This window comes from Cupriavidus basilensis OR16, from assembly GCF_000243095.1.
In the GTDB taxonomy this organism is placed as follows: domain Bacteria; phylum Pseudomonadota; class Gammaproteobacteria; order Burkholderiales; family Burkholderiaceae; genus Cupriavidus; species Cupriavidus basilensis_D.
The window spans coordinates 1-14,758 of record NZ_AHJE01000079.1; the positions used below are offsets into that span (position 1 = coordinate 1).

The 14,758-nt window shown below is 67.6% G+C and carries 13 protein-coding genes and 2 pseudogenes; all 15 read right to left on the minus strand.

Annotated features, from left to right (window positions below):
• Positions 1–524: pseudogene (locus OR16_RS44930) on the minus strand (hypothetical protein); the annotation flags it as partial.
• Positions 521–1,702: an OmpA family protein gene (locus tag OR16_RS46410; RefSeq protein ID WP_006161384.1), complete on the minus strand. Its 1,182-nt coding sequence runs from the start codon at positions 1,700–1,702 to the stop codon at positions 521–523. The gene OR16_RS46410 and the pseudogene OR16_RS44930, both read right to left, overlap by 4 nt.
• Positions 1,703–2,069: 367 nt before the next feature.
• Positions 2,070–2,582, minus strand: a complete 513-nt coding sequence (locus tag OR16_RS26440) for a hypothetical protein (protein WP_006161385.1) — start codon at positions 2,580–2,582, stop codon at positions 2,070–2,072.
• A 3-nt stretch (positions 2,583–2,585) separates the two neighbouring features.
• Positions 2,586–3,665: a TadE/TadG family type IV pilus assembly protein gene (locus OR16_RS47840; protein ID WP_337459875.1), complete on the minus strand. Its 1,080-nt coding sequence runs from the start codon at positions 3,663–3,665 to the stop codon at positions 2,586–2,588.
• Positions 3,662–4,543: a type II secretion system F family protein gene (locus tag OR16_RS26455; RefSeq protein WP_006161388.1), complete on the minus strand. Its 882-nt coding sequence runs from the start codon at positions 4,541–4,543 to the stop codon at positions 3,662–3,664. The genes OR16_RS47840 and OR16_RS26455 overlap by 4 nt, the downstream gene beginning before the upstream one ends.
• Positions 4,544–4,567: 24 nt before the next feature.
• The gene (locus OR16_RS26460; protein ID WP_006161389.1) at positions 4,568–5,416 is read right to left on the minus strand and encodes a type II secretion system F family protein; all 849 of its coding nucleotides are present in this window, start codon (positions 5,414–5,416) and stop codon (positions 4,568–4,570) included.
• Positions 5,417–5,459: 43 nt separating this feature from the next.
• Positions 5,460–7,282, minus strand: a pseudogene (locus OR16_RS26465) (ATPase, T2SS/T4P/T4SS family).
• Between the two features lie 15 nt (positions 7,283–7,297).
• Entirely contained in the window at positions 7,298–8,842 is a 1,545-nt protein-coding gene (locus tag OR16_RS26470; protein ID WP_237717236.1) for a type II and III secretion system protein family protein, read from the minus strand.
• Positions 8,843–8,937: 95 nt separating this feature from the next.
• The gene (gene cpaB, locus OR16_RS26475; protein ID WP_006161391.1) at positions 8,938–9,999 is read right to left on the minus strand and encodes a Flp pilus assembly protein CpaB; all 1,062 of its coding nucleotides are present in this window, start codon (positions 9,997–9,999) and stop codon (positions 8,938–8,940) included.
• Between the two features lie 71 nt (positions 10,000–10,070).
• Entirely contained in the window at positions 10,071–10,262 is a 192-nt protein-coding gene (locus tag OR16_RS26480) for a hypothetical protein (protein WP_006161392.1), read from the minus strand.
• Positions 10,262–11,035, minus strand: coding sequence for a hypothetical protein (locus OR16_RS26485; protein WP_043421222.1), 774 nt, complete (start codon positions 11,033–11,035; stop codon positions 10,262–10,264). Before OR16_RS26485 ends, OR16_RS26480 begins: the two co-directional genes overlap by 1 nt.
• Complete coding sequence (locus OR16_RS26490; protein ID WP_050983120.1) at positions 11,032–11,862, minus strand: hypothetical protein; 831 nt, start codon at positions 11,860–11,862, stop codon at positions 11,032–11,034. Before OR16_RS26490 ends, OR16_RS26485 begins: the two co-directional genes overlap by 4 nt.
• Positions 11,859–13,385 carry a Tad domain-containing protein gene (locus tag OR16_RS26495; RefSeq protein WP_006161395.1) on the minus strand — a complete coding sequence of 509 codons (1,527 nt, stop codon included), beginning with the start codon at positions 13,383–13,385 and terminating at the stop codon, positions 11,859–11,861. Before OR16_RS26495 ends, OR16_RS26490 begins: the two co-directional genes overlap by 4 nt.
• A gap of 20 nt (positions 13,386–13,405) precedes the next feature.
• The gene (locus tag OR16_RS26500; protein WP_006161396.1) at positions 13,406–13,696 is read right to left on the minus strand and encodes a Flp family type IVb pilin; all 291 of its coding nucleotides are present in this window, start codon (positions 13,694–13,696) and stop codon (positions 13,406–13,408) included.
• A gap of 257 nt (positions 13,697–13,953) precedes the next feature.
• The coding region (locus OR16_RS26505) for an MFS transporter (protein ID WP_006161397.1) at positions 13,954–14,758 on the minus strand (805 nt) is incomplete at its 5' end.

Consider the following 14,758-nt stretch of genomic DNA (forward strand, 5'->3'; position numbering starts at 1 on the left):
TGCGGATTGAAGCCCGACTCGGTGTGGATCACCGCCAGCAGCAGCGCGGGATCGAGGCGGTAGTCGCTGGCGGCCTGCCGTACAAAGGGAATCACCGCGGCCTCGCCGCCGGGTATCCCCGGCCGCGCCAGCGAAGCCAGCCCCAGCGGCTGGGCAATGGCCCGGCTCGGATATCCGACAAAGGGAACGGCGCTGGCGGCTTCCATCTCGCGGCCCGTATCAGCGCTGGCGCCGAAGCCATCGGTATCCGCCATGCCATCGATGCCACTGCTACGGCCTCGCTCCCCGGCACTGCCGTTGCGCGTGGCAGCGACCTGTCTTGCGGCGGCCACCACCGAGAGTGCCGCGCGGCGCGTTGAAGGCGTCCGGGCCGCGTCGCCACTCGCGGCCAGCGCCCGGGCGCCGCCCTGCAGCCACATGACACCGCGCTCGTGCGCCACGCTCAGCTCCGCGCGCGCGGCCAGCGGCATGGTCAGCATGGCCAGCCACAGCACGGACCCAGGCAGCGCGGCGCGGACTGTCATTGCCGCGCCAATTCCACGCGCCGGTTCTGCGCGCGCCCGGCCGGCGTCTCGTTGGGTGCCACCGGCTTGCTGGCGCCGAAACCTTGCGCGCTCAGCCGGTCCCCGGCGATCCCGGCTTGCGTCAGGTAGCGCACCACGCTGGCGGCACGCCGCTCCGACAAGCCCTGGTTATGCTGCTCGCCACCGGCATTGTCCGTGTGCCCTTCCACGCCTAGCTTCCAGTCGGGATGCGCGCGGGCCGCCTTGACGACGGCGTCTAGCGCCGGGCGGCTGTCGCCGCGCAGCACGTCGGAGTCCAGGTCGAAGTTCACGCCATAGAGGGCCACGCGCCTTTCCTGCTCCAGCGCGGTGGTGAGCGGATCCTCGGCGGCGCCGGGGCAGGTGCCCTTTGCCGCCGCCAGCTTCCAGCCCGGCCCGGCCACTACGTTGCGCAAGGCGCGCGCCTGTGCGCCACCGTCGGCCGGGAATTCCAGCGCCACCGCCTGCTTGCCATCCTGGCTGAAGGAGACCACGCCCCGCCGCGCGCCCTTGCCGGCGTTATCGCGCACGAAACGCAGGTAGGTGCCCGGTTCCACGCCACCCGTGAGCGTCCCGGCCACGCTGCGCACCTTGAGCTGGCCGGCACTGACCTGGCCGTCGCCATAGCAACCGGTCACCGACGAACCCTCCTGGCGCAGCACGACGAAGCCGCTGGAATCGAAGTTGTTGCCGAAGCGATATACGCCGCTGATGTCACGCGTCTGCGCGCCAGCCTGCTCCGGCATGCCGAAGGCCATGAACTGCTTCAGGCCAATCATGCCGTCTGCGCCACCGGTAAGCACCACGCGCAACCAGTGCGCGCGTGCCGGCTGCGCCAGCGCGGCGTCCTGCGTGGCGCCCTTGCCGGCGTCCGGCCTTGCCAGGTCGGCATCGAACACCGTCTGCCAGGGGCCACCCTCGCCCTGCGCCGAGACTTGCACCTGCGCGTGCCGCGCCGAGGATTTCTCGCTGCCCGCCGACAAGCTGTCGAAGCGCAGGCGCGTGAGCGTGGCCGGCACCGCCAGCGCGATCACCGCCTCGTAGCTATCGCCGTTGACCAGCGTTCCCACCGAATCCGGGAGTTCGTTGAGCATCGGGATCCATTTGGCGTCGCCTTCCTTCTTGTTGACGACGAAGGCGCCTTGCGACAGCCCGGCCATATTGACGGCCTGGGGGCGCGGCAGCGGGAGCAGCCTCGGGCCGCGCCGCGGCCGTCGAAGCCAGCTGGGACGGGGCGACCGGGCCAGCCTGGGGCTGCGAGGCGGCAACCGGCGGCGCAGCGTCCGCGGCAGCAGCGGGCGGCTTGCGCTTGCAGCCGGCAAGGCCGCCGAGCAGCGCTGCGGATATGGCGAGGGTGATCAGGGCACGGACGGGTGTTGACCGGGACAAAAGCAGACTCCTTGGAGCGACGCCTGGCTGGGAGGCAGGTTCGGGACGAAACGTAAGCGATGCTGGCGCACGGGCAGAGGGCAGCGGACGCGCTGCCGGGCAAAGCCCCCTGCGCTCGAGGCCATGCGCCACGCGGCCTCACGGCACGCGCGCTCGCGCATTGCGGACCAGCACATCGATCTGGTCCAGCGTGCGCCCGATGGCGTCTTCGAGCGGCTCCAGTGTTTCCGGTGCCGACTCGGCCAGCAAGGCCCGATTGTATTCGCTAATCTGTTCCTGCAAAACCGCCTCCGTCGCGCGCAAGCGCTTGTGCAACGGGTCGAGACTGGCCCCCGCGCCCCCCCCCCCGCCCCGCTCCGTGACTTCCGCCCGGCCGGTGGGGGGACGCGCCATGTCCTGCACTTCGGCGCCGCGAGCCTGGGGCCGCCTGCCCTCCCCGCCTCCCGACGCATTCGGCGCGGCAGGCTCTCCACCCTTCGTGCCGCCGCCAGCGCGCCCGGCCACCGCTTCCGGCGCAGGCCGGCTGGTAATGATCTCCACGCCGTCCGCGCGCCTGACTTCCATGCCAGCCCATGCCACGGGCACGCACAGCAAGGCAAGCAAGCCCGCCAGCGCCAGCGTCAGCCTCGACGCCCATCGCCTCGCGCCCATGCTTCAGCCTCCCCGGAAGGGCGTCTGCATGCGCACGATGGCCTCGGATTCCAGCGGAATGCGCCAGCTGCCTTCCGCCGTGGAGAGCAGATAGCATGCGTTGGGCGCCAGCGGCACATCCACGCCCGGCTTGCCGGTGCTGTAGACATTGTTGATCTTGTTCATCAGCGCAAAGATGGTGCGGTTCACGAAGGGCACGTACATGGCATAGCAATAGGTCACCCGGATCTTGAGCAGGTTGCCGTCCTGCACCGAGATGCCGGAACTGCCACCCGGCGTGGTGTTGCGGAACATCAGGGTGTCGTTGGGAATCTCGCGCACCGTGCTGCCCGCATACTCGCCGGCCCGGCCAAAGTCCTGCAGGGCCGCGTTGGTCGGGTTGATCACATCGATGCGGTAAGCCTGCGGCTTGGACAGCTCGATGGTGTTCGTATAGAGCAATGCCGACTGCTGGCCAACCAGTCCGGCCGAATGGGCGAACAGGGGCGCCAGGCCGCGCGCCAGCCCGCTGCGCATTGCCGAGGCACGGCCGTAGTTCAGCGCGCCTTCGCGCGCGGCCTGCAGCGTGGCGTAGTCCAGCGTGGCCTTGGCCTGGTATAGCAGCCCGAACTGGATGATGCCCAGGCACAGCAGCAGCAGCAGCGGCAACACGATGATGAATTCCGCCATGCTGGCGCCCCTGCCACGGTTTCCCGCGCCGCGGGTTCCAGCCCGCGCGCCTGGTCGCGACGCACTCATGCCGCCTCCTCGAATTCCAGTACCTGCCCGCGCTGCAGCGCCAATGCGCCGGCGCGCCCCGCGGCCAGTTCCAGCACGGCGCGCGCGCGCCAGTGAGCGCGCCAGCGATTGCGCCGCACCACGTGGTGCACCGCCAGCACGGTGCCGTCCGCCGCCAGGAAGACCGTCGATCGGCATGCGCATGCCCACCGTATGCACGGCGTTGCAGGGCGTGATCCACAGCGCCTGCTGGTCGGCCAGTAGGTCGCGCCCCAGCAGCCCGCGCATGCGCTCGCGCGCATGCTCGGTGCGCTCCACCCGCGTGCACAGTGTCTGCGCGCCCCGCCGCAGCATTCCGCGCTTCACAGCAGGCCCTCCTGCATGAACTTCATCACGATGGGAAAACCCAGCACGATAAAGGTGACCGGGAAGATGAACACTACCAGCGGAAAAATCAGCTTGACGGGCGCTTCCATGGCCTGTTTCTCGGCGCGCTGGAAGCGTTCGGTACGCCGCTGCTCGGACTGGAAGCGCAGCGTCGCGGCCAGGCCCGAGCCCATGCGCTCGGCCTGGATCACTGCGCCGGCAAAGTTGGTGATTTCCTTCATGCGCAGGCGGTCATCCATGCGGCGCAGCGCGTCGGCGCGGCCAAGCCCCGACTTGAGATCGCGCAGCACATGCTCGAACTCGCGGCGCAGCGTGCCCTCCGGGCCCTTCTCCACGGCATGCGTCATGGCCCCGTTGATGTTCAGGCCCGCCTCCACGCTCAGCGTGAGGAAATCGAGGAAGATGGGCAATTGCTTGATGACCTGCGCCGTAATGCGCTTGCGCACGTCGCGCAGCCACAGGCGCGGGTAGAAGAAGCCACCGAGCCCGCCGGCCAGCAATACCATCGGCGAGACCGCGTCCAGGCCCAGCATCATCAGCAACAGCAGCGCCACGAACAGGACCGCGGAGACCAGGCTCAGCGCGATGAACTGCGGGGCGCTCATCAGGAACGACATCCCGGTCAGGCGCAGTTGCTCCTGGGCACGCGACAACACCGCAGCCGGCACGATCCCCAGGAAATGGTGCTCGGCAAACTTGACCACCGGCCACAGCGAGCGCAGGTACTTGGGCAGCGGATCGAGGTATTCCCGGTTCTCGCTGGGCACCGCGCGGGTGAGCCGGGTCAGGGAATACCCAAGGATCCCGAGCAGCAACACCAGGCCCAGGCACATCACGAAGATCACGAACAGCGTCATGGTTGCGCTCCCTTTGCGTTGCCTTCAGACATCGATATTGGTGATCTTGCGGATCGCCTGGTAACCGATGAATTCCATCACCCCGATCACCAGCAGCGTCCCCCAGCCCATCGGCGTGTTGAACAACGGCGCCATCGCCTTGGGCTCCATATGGCGCAGCACGAAGATCAGGAAGATGGGCAGCCCGGTCATGACCCAGCCCTGCATCTTTCCCTGCGCGGTGAGCGAGCGGATCTTGCCTTCCATCTGCTGCTTCTCGCGCAGCGTGCGCGCGACCGACTCCAACGTCTCCGCCAGGTTGCCGCCCACCTCGCGCGAGATGGAGATGGCGGCGGTGACCATCAGGAAGTCCGGCACGGGGATGCGGCGCTCCATATTGCGCAACGCCACCATCAGGTCCACGCCGAGCCGTATCTCGCGCAACAGCAGGTCGAACTCCTGCGAGATCGGCGGGCGCGATTCCTGCGCCACGCTCTCCAGCGCTATGGGGAAGCTCGCCCCGGCGCGCAGCGCGCCGGACATCATCAGCAAGGCATCGGGCAACTGCTCCTCCAGCTCCCGCAGGCGCCGCGTTTGCATGCGCCGCACCCACAGCCGCGGCAGCATGAAGCTCAAGGGCACCGACACCGCGGTGAACAAGACGTTCTGCGACACCGCGTACACCACCATCGGCAGCACGAACACCATCAATGCGCTCAGGCCCGCCACCTGCTGCGTGTTGATGAAGATAAACAGGTCGGCCAGGTTGGACTCGACCTCCGACGCCACCCGCTGGGTCCGCTTGACGAACCACTTCCTGCCGTGGAACAGCATGCCCCAGGCCAGGAACATCGTGACGGCAAATGCGCCGGCCAATACGATCACGGTTTCCATGATGGATCCCTTTTTCCTGTCGTTGTCCTGTCGTTGTCCTGCCTCATGCGTCCTGCGCGGCAAAGATCCCGGTATCCACCGAGATACCGCGGCGGATCAGGTCCTGGTAGAAATCGGGAATGTAGCTGGTGGAGACGAAGCGCCCTTTCACGCGCCCGTCCGGGCCATAGCCGTCTTCCTTGAAGACGAAGACGTCCTGCAACTGCACCACGCCGGTCTCCATGCCGCTGACCTCGGTGATATAGGTGACGCGGCGCGAGCCGCAGGAGAAACGCGTCTGCTGCACGATGATGTCCACCGCCGAGCAAACCTGCTCGCGAATGGCCTGCACCGGCAGATCCAGCCCCGCCATCAGCGTCATCACCTCCAGCCGCGACAGGCAATCGCGCGGCGAGTTGGCATGCGCGGTGGTCAGCGAGCCGTCGTGGCCGGTGTTCATCGCCTGCAGCATGTCCAGCGCCTCGCCGCCACGGCATTCGCCCACCACGATGCGATCCGGGCGCATCCGCAGGCAGTTCTTGACCAGGTCGCGGATGTGCACCGCGCCCTTGCCCTCCATATTGGCGGGCCGCGCTTCCAGCGACACCAGGTTGGACTGGCTGAGTTGCAGCTCGGCTGCGTCCTCCACCGTCACGATGCGTTCGTCGTCGGGGATGAAGTTGGACAGCACGTTGAGCAGCGTGGTCTTGCCCGAACCCGTGCCGCCGGAGATCACGATATTGGCGCGGCGCTCCACTGCCACCCGCAGGAACTCGACCATCTGCGGCGACATCGAGCCGAAATGCACCAGGTCTTCCGCCTGCAGCTTGCGCCGCGAGAATTTCCGGATGGTGATGTTGGGGCCCTTGAGCGCCAGCGGCGGGATCACCGCATTGACACGCGAGCCGTCTTTCAGGCGCGCATCCACCATCGGCGAGCTTTCATCGATACGCCGTCCAAGCGGCGCGACGATGCGCTCGATGGCGCCGAGCACCGCGCGATCGTCGGTGAAGATCACGGACGACCGCGTCAGGCGGCCGGAGCGCTCGACGAAGATCTCGTCATGGCGATTCACCATGATCTCGGAGACCGCGTCGTCGGCCAGCAGTTCTTCCAGCGGGCCTAGGCCGATCACTTCGTCGAATACGCTCTTTTTGAGCACCTCGCGCGGAATCCGCGACGAGTCGAAGCGCGGATCGTTGGCCAGCAACTCGTCCAGCAGGGCGCCGACGATCTGCCGCAACTCATCCTCCGGCATCCGCGCCACGTTGACCCGGCGCAGGTCCATGGCATTGATCAGCCCCTGGTGCGCGGCCTTGCGCAGCTCGATGCCGTAGGGGCTGTTGATGGGCGCCAGCGTGTCGCGCGAATGCTCGGGCCTGGATGCCGGTGGCGCCGGCGGGGCTGGCCGGGGCGCCGCCGCCGCCGGCGGCGGGCTGGCGGGGGCCGCCGGCATCGGCGCGGGGCGCAGGGCGTCCTGCGCCAGCATCGGCGCGGCGGGGGCTTCGCCGGCCGGATCCGGTTGCGGGCGGCCTGCCTGCGCCACGGGCTGCGCGGGCTTGGGCTGCTGGGGCGTGCCGGCGCCGCCGGCGCGTTGTCCCGCCAGCTCAACGGCCAGCGTGTAATTGCCGATCTCGATGCGATCCGTCTCGTTCAGCGGGCCATACGCGCTCACCGGATTGCCGTTGATCAGTGTGGACGCGATGCCGCCCCCTGGTCTTCCAGGTAGTAATGCCCGCCACGGTTGTCGATGCGCGCGTGCAGCTTGCCGATCAACAGGCCCTTGAGCACGATGTCGCAGGCCGGATCCTTGCCGATCGAGCAGGCCTGGCCCACCTGGAACACTTCGCTGGCGCCGTTGCGGCCGGTGACTGTGAGTTTCAACATGTTCGTCCCCGGGGCTCAACCGCCTTGGTAAAGGCGATCGACGCCCCGCACCGGCTCGAGCAGGCGGGCGCGGGTAGCACTGTCGTCGATCTCCTTCTCGCGCCGCTGGTCGATCTCCGGCAGCGGGCTGGGATCGCCGTTCTCGTAGCGGTAGTTGCGCTCGATGCCCTGCGCGCGCTCCATCAGGTTCTCGTTTGCCGGCGCATTGGGGTCGTAGATCAACGGGGTGACGAAAATCACCAGGTCGCTCTTGTTATTGCGGAAGTTGGTGGACTTGAACAACTGGCCCAGCACCGGCACATCGCCCAGCAGCGGCACCTTGTCGATTGCATTGCTGGCCTGGGACGTCACCAGGCCGGAGATGGCGATGGTCTCGCCCGGGCGCAGCGTCAGCTCCGACGAGGTGCGCCGCGTCAGGAAGGCAGGATAGCCGCCGAACGAGACCGAAGGATCGATCTGGCTGATCTCGGTGCCTAGCGAAGTGGTGATCACGTTGTCGCCATCGACCGCCGGCTTGACTTCCAGCTTGATGCCATACTGCTTGTAGATCACGGTCTGCGCGCCGAAGGCGCCCGCAATCGGGATCGGCACTTCGCCGCCGGCCAGAAAGTTGGCCGAGCCGCCGCTGCGCGTGTTCAGCTCCGGGGCCGCCAGTACATAGGCATCGCCCCGGCTGATGGCGAGGTTGATCTTGGAGAAGATCGAAGTCGCCACGCCGAGGAACAGGCCACTGGCCGCGCCGCCCACGCTGCCCGGCACCGAGTCGTAAGGGCTGCCGTTGAGCACCGGCGGGGTCCGGTAGCGGCCTGTATTGACCAGGTTGCCGGCGGCGGATGCCTGCGGGCCGTTGATCTGCTTGTCCCAGGCGATGCCGATGTTCTCCATGCCGGTCTTGGTGATTTCCATGATCTGCACCTTGAAGTGGACCGCTTTCTTCAGCGGGCCGCCGTCTTCCGGGCGGATCAGGTTGGTAACCATCTTGTAGCGGTCGATGACGGCCTTGAGATCGTCCTTGCGGTCCGGATGGACAAAGCCGCGCAGCACGATCGAGTTGCCGCGCGAAGTCACCTCGAGCTGGCGCACAAAGGTGGACAGCGTGGCGCGCAATTGCTCGGCGGCATCCCCCAGGTCCTGGTCGGTCACGCGCAGCCGCGTCTGTACGGCCACACCGCTCTCGTTCCAGATCACCAGGCTGGTCACGCCGGGCTTCTCCGCCAGCAGCACCAGCTTCTTGTCGACCACGGTGCTGCTGACCAGCGCTCCGTCGCCCACGGCCACGCGCTTGATCGTGCCCGGCACATCCAGCACGCGCACTTCGCCCTTGAACAGCATCACCTCGTGCTGGGCCCGCGCGGGTTGGTAAGGCGTGCTAGGCATTCCCGGCCTGACGCTGCCGGGCACACCGCGCACCACGCCGGCGTTGCTGGGTGCGGTGGCGGCCGGCGCGTCGCCCGCCTCGGCGGCGCCCCATGCCGGCACGCCTAGTACGGCCCCAAAAACCACCACGAGAACCCGACCCCGGGTGGCCGCCATGCCGGCGGCTCTAGTTTGACTGGACATGCAATCGCTCAGTTGACGAAGATTGGATTAGAGGGAAACCCTGTACGGGCGATCCGGCGGCGCCCAACGGCTCGGCCGATGAATCGGAAAATGCGTCAGTTGCCGGGCTGGACGGCACCGCTCATGGCACTGGACAGCCGGTCCATGCTCGCCTGCTGCGCGCCGACCAGCTTCTGCGCGGCCGCCAGCGCGGCGTCCGCGCCGGCGGCCACGCCGGCGACCGACTGGATGCCGGCGTCGGGCATCTCGGGCACGGTGGAAAGCAGGTTGCCCTTGCCGCTGCCGCCGACGATGTACTGCACCGCCTCGGTATCCACATCGTCGGAGTACAGCGCCTGCTCGTTCAGCGTGATGGCCGGCGTGGCTTTCTTGTCGGTGGCGTTGCGCAGCACCGCGCGCAGCGACCCGACCTTCTGTGCCAGCGCGATGCGCGCGGCCTGCTCCGGGCTCACGCTCAGGGTCAGGCTGTCATAGCCAGCCAGCGCCGGGTCGCCGCCCGCCTGCTGGGCGCTGCGCTGGCGCTCGAAGGCCTCGCCCAGGTCGCGCGGGCGCACGTCCTGCCCCGTGGCGATCACGGCCAGGTTGGACAGCAGCAGGCGTGCGGTCTTGCCGCTTGCCTTGCTGTCGGCGGCGGCACCGCCCGCGGTGGCGGCGCCGGCCGAGCTGATCAGGTAAAGATCGATATGGTTGCCCGGCTTGAGCATCTTGTCGGCGGAATTGAGCGCATCGACCTCAATGGTCAACGCGCGCTTGCCCACTTCGAGCATGTCGGAAAAGTCGCGCGCCTGCAGCGCTTCCACGTCGGCGCGCCGCACCGGCCGGCCACGGCTCACGGCCCGCACCAGCTTGAGGTTGGACAGGGAGTCGAAGTCGCTGGCGCGGATGACGTCCTCGAACACCAGGTCCGCCGGCACGTCGCGCGAGGCGAAGTCGCTGTTGCCGATCGGCGTGCCCGCTGGCACGTCGCGTACCGGCACCAGCACGGCCACGCGCTTGTGCCGGTTCATCTCCGCCGCCAGCCGCGCCTTCATGGCCGCCTCGCGCCCGTCGAGGAAACGATAGACCCAGAAAGTCAGCAAGCCGGCGGCCAGCACGGCGATCACCAGCAGGACCCACGGATTGCTGGCCAGCGATTGGACTTTGATCTTCTTCAGCATGAATGGTTGGAATCGGGTTGGACGAAACAACAAGGGAAGGCGCGCCTGCGCGCCGGGCAGCGGCCATCGCCCTATGGAACGGCGATGGCAAAGCTGTAGGACTGGTAGAAGGACTTGAACGCGCCGATCAGCAGGTTGATGGGCGAGCTGTCCCCGCCGACGATCAACAGCAGGATCACCACCACCAGCATCACCACGTACTCGGCATAGGCCTGGCCGCGCTGCCCGCGGCATGCCGGGCTGGCCGTGCGAAGGCGCTTCATCAGAGTGGCCTTGCCAGGTTGATCACCGCCTGCGTGGCTGCGCCGCTTGGCACGAACGTCACGTCAAGCTGGTAGCCCTCCTTTTGCAGGGCAGCGGCGAAGGCGCCGGTGGCAGGCCGGCCCGGCAGCTTGAGCGCCGCGGCATCGGACAGGGACCGCCAGCCGGCGGCCTGCAACTCGGCGAGGAAATTCTCGCGTGCGCGCCGCGGGCTGCCACCGAGCTCCATCACCACCGTGCGCGCCACCGTCAGCGGGTCGCGGCTGACCACATCGGACACCACCCTGCCGCCTTGCGGCAAAGGCATGAAGCGCGAGCCCACGACGGGCGGCAGGTCGGCCTTGCGCAAGCGCATGGCACTGAACACGCCGCGCGCCATGCCATCGGCGCCGGTGCCATCGGGCAGTTGCAGCACGTAGCTGCAGTCGCCATCGGTAGCTGTCAGCAGCCATCCGAGCTTGTTGCGGGCACCGCGCACTGGCAGCGCCTGCTCGTCCCAGTAAGCGCGGTACGCGCTCACCACCTCGGGCACGGATTGCTTGAAGTAGACCGCCAGTACTGACATCGGCATGCCGTCGACCAGTGTGTCCTCGCCGATCCAGGCGGCGCGTGCCGGCTTGACTGGCATGCGCTCGCAAGTGCTGGCAGAGTTCGCGGCCAGCGCACTCCCGGGCATGCCGGCGGCGCCGGCGGCAAACGCCAGCGCCGCAAGGAGCGCGCGCAGGATCCGGGCGCGGCCGCAACGGCCACTGCGTCGTACGTTAGCGCACATCATTGCCCCAGCCTGTCGTCCGGCACCACGTCGGGCGCGATCTTGCCCAGGTCCAGCCCGCTGATGTCCGGCGCGAACAGCACCAGGCTCTTGAACGCCAGGCCGCCGAACATCTCGGCGCGGCTAAGCGGCGCCGCATTGCCGATCTGCGCGAGGGCGCCGCCCTTGCCACTCCCGTCGCGGCCGTCGGGGGTCCAGCCATTGGTCAGCAGTACATTGGTATCGGCAGCGGTGAAGCCGGTCCAGCCCGGCCACAGGCGCCGCAGCGTCGGGCTGTTGGCGCCCAGCGAAAGCTGCACCGCGGCGCGCTGCTGGTTGCGGTTGGGCAGGTCGAAGCCGACGCCGACCGTGCCGCCCGCGTCCAGCACGGAGACCGCGGTGTCCAGCAATGTGCCGGTGCCCGTACGCGAGGTATTGAGCTGCACGTCGTCGTAGCTGGCCAGCAGATTGGTGCCGTTGATGTCGCGCCACATCGGCGTGCCGCCCGCGGGCAGCGCCGCGCGCGAGCCGTCCTGCGCCGTCAGTTGCGGGGCGTCGTGGCCGAAGATGCGTTGCACGAACTCGCTGCGGATCGATTCGCTGGTCTTGATGCGCGCCTCGCCATAGCGGTTCCAGTCGGCGTCGTCGAGGTAGACGGTGCGCTCCCACGCGGCATAGCGGCTCGCCATCAGGGCCTTGTTGCGCACGTCGCCAAAGCGCCCCAGCATGGCCAGCGCCAGGAACAGCAAGACCAGCACGCTGGCGGCCACGATGGCCAGCTCCACGATGGCCTGGCCGCGCTGGCGGCACCGCCGGCGCGGCGCCCTGGTAAAGTTTGACGCGCGCATCATGGCACTCCCGCGGATTGCGCGGCCGCCGCCGCTTCCAGTTCGATGGTGGTGGTATCGGTCAACGAGGCCTGCCAATAAGGGCTAAACAGGCTCGGGTATTCAAAGCGGTTGTCCGCGCGCCGCCAGGCGCCTGGGTTGAGCAAGGCGCCCGCGCCGCCGCCGCTGCGCGGCCGGATGAAATAGGCGCTGCCGCTGGCAAGCGCCCGCATCTGGCTGGATGGCGAGGCTTCCTGCAGCTGCGTGCGCTGCACACCAATTTGCAGGGCCTTGCTGGTGCGGGTGGTATCGATGTCCCGCTTGACCTGCACGGTAATGGCGGGAGCGCGGTTGAAGCCGTCGTCCTGTCTGCGCGGCGCGGCATTGGCCGGCGTTGCCAGGTCGTTATAGGCCTGCAGGCCGGCGCGGCTGCTGTTGTCCAGCGAGGTGCCGGGGCCGGCTTTGTACTGGATCACGGTAGCCAGCGCGGCGGCGCTCGTCAAGGTTTCGCCGATATGGCCCGTGTTGTTGTAGCCGTTGCGCCCGGAGTAGCTGCCGCCTGGGCCGTTAGCGGCGCCACCGCGGCCGACGGATTCCAGGATCGGCAGTACGAACGGCACCGGCTCGGGCGGATAGAAACACACCACGGCCCCTTCGGCGGCGGTGCCGTCGAGCGCCTCCCAGCCGCCAAGGTCCGGCCGCAGCTGGGTCGCGCCGGAATGCGGCTGGCCCACGCCCATGAAGCTGGTCGGCACCTTGCACCCCTTGATGGCCGTGCTGGCGACAAACGGCGTGCGCACATCGCCGCGCGACGGCACGAACCCGTCCAGCGTGTCGGCATCGGTAACCACATCGGCAAAGCGGTCGCGCCCGCCGGTGCGCCCCGCCTCTTGCTGGGGGTTGGTCCGCTTGACGAAGTTCTTCCATGCCAGCAGCTTGACGCCACCAAGCGTGGCGAAGTAGCCGTCGTCGGCGTGGGTATCGGGCTGGTTTTGCTGCGCGACCTCTTCGGCCACGAAAGGCAGCGCGGTGATCGTCGCCAGGCGATAAGCTTCCTGCGCCTTCGACAGCGAGCCGATGAGGATATCCAGGCCTTTCACCGCGCTGGGCGCCATGGTGTTCATGGTGGCCTTGAGCGGCGCGATGATCGGGCGCGCGATGGTCTTCGGCGTACTCCACTGGATCATGCCAAGGTCCGCGAACGTATCGACCTCCTTGTCCACGAGATGGTTGCTGCCGGCCGTTTCGTCAACTTCTTCGATCCACGATTTCAGGCTGAGCACCTGCGCCACGGCAGCCTGGTTGGCCACCATCGCGCGATTGGTATACGCCGCGAAGTTATAGTCGCGCGCTTGCAGGATCGCCAGGCTATAAGCGGTGGCGTCCGCGGTGTTCTGCAGCTTGGACTTCGCGCTGGTCAGCTGCGAAGCATTGAATGCCGTATAGAGTGCAAGCGCACCCACGGCAAGGAAAATGAGGGCAAAGGCCAGCGCCTGCCCTCGTTGCCGGGCAGGCGCGGCCGTGCCACGAAGGCTCGGCCTGCGCATGGTGCGTCTTCCCTGCCCGATCAGTTCGAGCCGGTGTCGTTGCCGACGTTGAAGTTGTTCAGGCCCTTGCTCTGGTTAGCCTTGTTGGTGGCCTGGCCCGAGTCCTCGCCCGCACGGTTGATATTGTTCTGCGACTCGGCGGTCTTGCCCGACATTTCCGAGGCCAGCGCGGCGGTCTGGTGGCGGATGGTCTGGCCGAACATGGCGTACACGCCAATGGCCGACACCGCGATCAGCGCGACAATGATGATGTATTCGGTCATGCCCTGACCGCGCTGGCGACGAATCGACTTGAGTTTGAGTGCTTTCATGGCAATCTCCTGGAGAAAATGGCGCACCGGCGAGGGGCAACTCTGCTCGCCGGCACCAGCCACGGGTTGGCTAATACCTGCTACCTGCGTGCCTCAGGACGGCAAAACGCAAATCATTTTTTTACGATGATTTACATTCCGCGCATTTTTGGCAGATTGAGCGATTGGCTTGAGGCCCTCGCCGGCGCGTACGGGCGAGAGGGGCGCGTTGCCGCCGGTACGGGCGAGCGCCGCCGCCGTCGCGCAGGCTGGCTTCCTTACATCTCGGTCGCGTCTTCGATTTTCTTGCCGGCCGGGCGAGCCACGTCCGGGGACAGTTGCAGGAAGATCCAGGCCGAGGCGGAGGTGATCAGCCCCACGCAGATAAACGTGGCATGGAACGCCGGCAGCGGGCTGGTGGCGCCGTGCCGGCCGAAGGTGCCCTGGAACGTCGCCAGCAACGCACCGGCCGACGTCACCGCCAGGCTCATCGAGAGCATCTGCACCATCGACAGCAGGCTGTTGCCGCCGCTGGCCCCGGCCGTGCCGAGATCCTTCAGCGTGACCGTGTTCATGGCGGTGAACTGGATCGAATTGACCGCCCCGAAAATCGCCAGTTGCACCAGGACCAGCGCCAGCGGCTGGGTGGGCGAGATCAGCGCGAACGACGCCATCGCCAGCCCCACCACGAAGGTATTGGTGACCAGCACCTTGCGATAGCCATGGCGCTCGATCAAGCCCGTGGCAAGCCGCTTCGATGCCATGCCCGCCGCCGTGATCGGCAGCATCATCATGCCTGCCTGGAACGGCGAGTAACCCAGGCTGACCTGCAGCGTCAGCGGAATCAGGAATGGCATGGCGCCGTTGCCGATACGCGCAAACAGGTTGCCCAGCAGCCCCACGCTGAAGGTATGGATGCGAAACAGCCTGAGCGCAAACAGCGGACGGCGCCGCCGCGCGGCATGCAGGACATAGGCCGTGAGCGAAGCCATGCTGGCAATCAGCAGCATCAGCACGGTGGCGTGCTCGAAGCCAAGCTCCGCCAGGCCATCCAGCGAGAACGAAATGGTCAGCATCGAGATC